Consider the following 4,166-nt stretch of genomic DNA (forward strand, 5'->3'; position numbering starts at 1 on the left):
TTTCTAATATGCTGAAACTAACCACCACCTCGTGGTTATTAGATAGCTTCACATCATACTTATTTTTAATACTGATTATTGTCTTTCAGCCTGAGTTTAGGAGGGTATTGGCTGCCTTAGGAGAGCCTCGTATAAGGGGTAATAATAAGAGTACAGAAATGGCTTCCTATTTAGATGAGATTATAAAAGCAGTAATTGTGCTTGCAAATAGGCAGATTGGTGCTCTTATAGTTATAGAGAGAAACAATAAGTTAGATGAATATATACAGGCGGGCACAAAGTTAGATGCAGTTGTATCGAGGGATATTTTGATAAGTATTTTTATCCCCTATTCGCCCTTGCATGACGGGGCAGTTATTGTTTCAAATAATAAAATCTTATATGCAGCCAGCATACTGCCTTTAACAAAAATAGAGAATCTAGATAGAAGATTTGGTACAAGACATAGGGCGGCTATAGGTATAACAGAGGAGACAGATGCTGTATGTATTGTTGTTAGTGAGGAGAGGGGATCAATATCTATATCAAGAGGAGGTAAGATAACAACTGATTTAGATATTGATACTATTAGAGATACCCTAAATCTTCTAATAATAGAAGAAGCTGATAAAGTATGATGAAGTTTAATTTAAAAAGTAATTTAGGCCTAAAGGTTTTAAGTGTAGTTTTTGCAATATTTCTTTGGTTTATTGTATCATCATCGGAATATACGACAATTACAGTCTATGCGCCTGTTGATATTGTTAATGTGCCAGATAACTGTAGTGTTAATCCAGAGGTTAAGTTTATAAATGTTGTTTTAAGGGGAAGTAGCTTATTAATAAATAATGTTAAATCAGGCAGTGTAAAAGCCATAGTTGACGTTAATGATTTAAATGCTGGTAAAAATGAGTATTTTATTAAAAGAAGTGATATTAGGGTACCACCTGGTATAAAGATATTAGATTTTACACCAAAAAAAATTATTATAACAATTGATAGACTAACAACAAAAAAAGTAAAGGTTGTTCCACAGATCATAGGAAAAGTTAAACAAGGTTTGTATTTGGAAAATATTGAGGTTAAGCCTTTTTATATAACTATAAGTGGTTCAGAAAGGGAAATTAAAGATGTAACATCAATAAAGACCTTCCCTATAGATATTTCTGAAGAAGATAGTGATAGAACGGTTGATGTAGATTTAATGTATGGAAATAATATAAAGGATATAAGTCCAAGAAGTGTTAATGTTAAACTAGATTTTGAGGAAGAAATAATTGAAAAGACCTTTAATAATGTGGCTATTGAAATAGCCAACAATAGATTAAAAGTCATAAATTATATTCCAAAATCTGTTAAAATTAGGTTGAGAGCTAGATCAGACATATTGACAACTACATCGCTTGACTATATTATCAAAGTGTTTGTAGATACTAGTGATATCAAGAGACCAGGTGTATATTTGAAAGAAATTGACTATAAATTGATTGAAAAAGATGTTGAATTAATAAATATTGTACCTGATAGTGTAAGGATTAAATTAAGTAAATGAAAAGATTTTTTGGGACTGATGGTATTAGAGGTAAAGCTAATAAATATCCTTTAACAGTTGATTTTGTTTTAAAATTAGGTCAAGCCTCAGCTAAGTTATTTAAAAATGGAAATAAAGAGCACTATATAGTTGTTGGCAAGGATACTAGGGTATCTGGATATCTCTTTGAATATGCAATTGTATCTGGCATATGTTCTATGGGCATAAATGCAACATTAGTTGGAGTTATGCCAACTCCAGCAATTGCATTTTTAATAAGAAGCCTAAGGGCTGATGCAGGAGTTGTAATTTCAGCCTCTCATAACCCATATTATGACAATGGCATAAAATTTTTTTCATCAAAGGGTTTAAAACTATCTGATGCATTAGAGGAAAAGATTGAGGATTTTATACTATCAAATAATTTAGAAGTTTCAGATAAATCTATAGGTAAGGCATATAGAATAGAGACAGCTATATGGAGATATGTTGAGTATGTAAAGACAACCTTTGATAAAGACATTGATCTAAAAAATATTAAAATTGTTGTAGATTGTGCAAATGGTGCTAATTATAAAATTGCTCCACTTGCATTTAGTGAATTAGGTGCTAAAGTAATCCCAATAAATAATAATCCTGATGGATATAATATAAATGAACGCTGTGGATCTACTTTTACAGATGGTTTGGCTAAGAAAGTAATTGAGGAAAAGGCAGATCTAGGAATATCTTTTGACGGAGATGGAGATAGGGTTATATTTGTTGACGAATATGGCTCTGTTATTAATGGGGATTATATCTTAGGTATATGTGCCATATATTTAAATGAGATAAATGCGCTAAATAATTCAGCAATTGTTGCAAATGTTATGAGTAATATGGGGCTTAAGCTTAGTTTGAATAATAGGGGAATTAAAGTAATTTCTTGCCCTGTTGGTGACAGATATGTTGTTGAGACAATGTTAAGTAACGGTATTATTTTAGGTGGGGAACAATCTGGTCATATTGTTTTTTTAGGGCATAATTCTACCGGAGATGGATTAATAAGTGCACTTCAATTGTTGAAGGTTATGATAAAAAAGAATAAAAGATTAAGTGAGCTAAAGAAGTGTATTAATATGTTACCACAGGTTCAGAAAAATATTAAGCTTGAGAAAGAGATTGCCATAGAACAGCTAGAAAAGACAAAAATAGCGCTAGATAAAGTAAGAAGTGACTTAGGGAGCAAAGGTAGGGTATTAATTAGAAAATCAGGTACTGAGAATGCACTACGATTATTATTAGAAGGTGAAGATTTAAACAAAATTAGTAAATTAGCAGATTACTTAATTGAAACAGTTAGTAGAGAGTTAGTGAGCATTTAATGTTGTGAGAGGTGGCATAGATGGTGAAACTTGGAGTAAATATAGATCATGTTGCAACAGTTAGGCAGGCTAGGTTGTCAAAAGAGCCAGATCCTGTAAGATGTGCTGTATTAGTTGAGTTAGCAGGTGCAGATGGTATAACAATACATCTAAGGGAGGATAGAAGACATATTCAAGAAAGAGATCTTATGTTATTGAAAAACACCATTAAAACGAGATTAAATTTAGAAATGGCTTGTAGTGAAGAGATTATTAATATAGCTTTAAAATATAAACCAGATATGTGCAGCCTTGTGCCAGAGAAAAGAGAAGAGTTAACAACAGAAGGTGGACTTGATGTAGCTGGTAACGTAGAATTTTATAGAAGGGTTATAGAAAAATTAAAGAATAGTGGGATAAGGGTTAGTACTTTTATTGATGCTGATAAGAAGCAGATTGAAGCCTCTTACAGAGCAGGGAGTGAGGTTGTTGAGATACACACTGGACACTTTGCAGATGCTGTTGGGGAGCAGAAGCAGATAGAACTCAAAAGAGTTATTGAGGCAGCTAATTACGCTAAGGATCTAGGCCTACTTGTTAGTGCAGGCCATGGCCTTGATTATAACAATATTAAAGAGATATTAGATCTTAAATTTCTATATGAAGTAAACATAGGCCATTCTATTATAGCTAGAAGTATATATGTAGGCATATATGATGCTGTAAAAACTATGAGAGAACTTATAGAAAAATATGTTTAAATTTTATATTTATAAACAATTATAAACTTGTAAAAATTGTTTGCCCTTATTATATCAATAAAATTATGTTAAACTATGTTTTGTGCTTAATTATTAATAATATTGTTTCTAATAAATATATTTGTGATACTATTTAATGAAGCAATTTACATTATGTAAAATAAAAATAAAATATTAATAACAATTATAAAAGAAGATCTAAAAAGGAGATTAATGGATACTAAGTTTATTTTTATAACAGGAGGTGTTTTATCCTCACTTGGTAAAGGGATAACAGCGGCTTCTATTGGTACTTTGCTAGAAAGCAGGGGTTATAAAGTTTTAATAAAAAAGTTAGATCCCTATATAAATGTTGATCCAGGGACAATGAACCCCTTTCAGCATGGGGAAGTATATGTGACAGATGATGGTGCTGAAACAGATTTAGATCTAGGTCATTATGAGAGATTTTTAACCTCATCAACATCAAAAGATTGCAGTATTACTGCTGGCCAGATTTATTATAGTGTGATTAATAAAGAGAGAAAGGGTGCATATTTAGGTGATACAGTC

Annotated in this window: 5 protein-coding genes; all 5 read left to right on the forward strand. The window is 31.5% G+C overall.

Annotated features, from left to right (window positions below; genetic code table 11):
- The coding region (gene cdaA, locus SVN78_09070; protein MDY6821756.1) for a diadenylate cyclase CdaA at positions 1 to 617 on the forward strand (617 nt) is incomplete at its 5' end.
- Positions 614 to 1,531 carry a CdaR family protein gene (locus tag SVN78_09075; GenBank protein ID MDY6821757.1) on the forward strand — a complete coding sequence of 306 codons (918 nt, stop codon included), beginning with the start codon at positions 614 to 616 and terminating at the stop codon, positions 1,529 to 1,531. The genes cdaA and SVN78_09075, both read left to right, overlap by 4 nt.
- Positions 1,528 to 2,874, forward strand: a complete 1,347-nt coding sequence (glmM, locus tag SVN78_09080; protein MDY6821758.1) for a phosphoglucosamine mutase — start codon at positions 1,528 to 1,530, stop codon at positions 2,872 to 2,874. The genes SVN78_09075 and glmM overlap by 4 nt, the downstream gene beginning before the upstream one ends.
- 20 nt (positions 2,875 to 2,894) lie before the next feature.
- A complete protein-coding gene (locus tag SVN78_09085) occupies positions 2,895 to 3,614 on the forward strand; it encodes a pyridoxine 5'-phosphate synthase (protein ID MDY6821759.1) in 720 nt (239 codons plus the stop codon).
- A gap of 213 nt (positions 3,615 to 3,827) precedes the next feature.
- Positions 3,828 to 4,166, forward strand: a 339-nt coding sequence (pyrG, locus tag SVN78_09090) for a CTP synthetase (protein MDY6821760.1), incomplete at its 3' end; no start/stop codon positions are given.

This window comes from Deferribacterota bacterium, from assembly GCA_034189185.1.
Taxonomy (GTDB): Bacteria; Chrysiogenota; Deferribacteres; order Deferribacterales; family UBA228; genus UBA228.